Source organism: Neisseria sp. P0021.S006 (assembly GCF_051956895.1).
In genome coordinates, this window is record NZ_JBQCWZ010000694.1 from 1 (window position 1) to 728 (window position 728).

A 728-nucleotide genomic window follows, 5' to 3' on the forward strand; every position below is an offset into this window, starting at 1 on the left:
TGTAAAGAACTGTTGGACGAAATTATTACGGTCAATACGGATATGTTGTGCGGCGCAATTAAAGATATTTTTGACGATACGCGCAGCATTACCGAACCTGCAGGCGCATTGGCGCTTGCCGGCCTGAAGGCTTACGTTGCGAAAAACAATATTCAAGGTCAAAACCTGGTTGCCGTCACCAGTGGCGCTAACATGAACTTCCACCGCCTGCGCCATGTTTCTGAACGCAGTGAGCTGGGCGAGGGCAACGAAGGTATTTTTGCCGTTACCATTCCTGAAGAAAAAGGCAGCTTCCTCAAGTTTATCAACGTCTTGGGTAGTCGGAATATTACTGAGTTCAACTATCGCTACGGCAGCGATAAAAATGCTCATATTTTTGTCGGCTTGCAAACTGCCGGTGCGCAAGACTTGGCCGTCATCAGCAAACAACTGGCTGACGCAGGCTTACCGAATGTCGATTTGACCAATGATGAAATCGCCAAAATCCATATCCGTTACATGGTCGGCGGACGTACGGAAAAAGTATCCAGCGAACGCTTGGTCAGCTTTGAATTTCCGGAGCGCCCCGGCGCATTGTCCCGTTTCTTGAACCATATGCGTGCTGAATGGAATATTACTTTGTTCCATTATCGCAATCATGGTGCGGACTACGGCCGTATTTTGGTCGGTATCGATGTACCTGAAAGCGACAATGAAGCCTTTACCGACTTCTTGGAGAGCTTGGGTTA

The 728-nt window shown here is 48.2% G+C and carries 1 pseudogene; it reads left to right on the plus strand.

From position 1 onward, the window contains the following. A pseudogene (locus ACTHUM_RS16525) lies at positions 1-728 on the plus strand (threonine ammonia-lyase, biosynthetic); the annotation flags it as partial.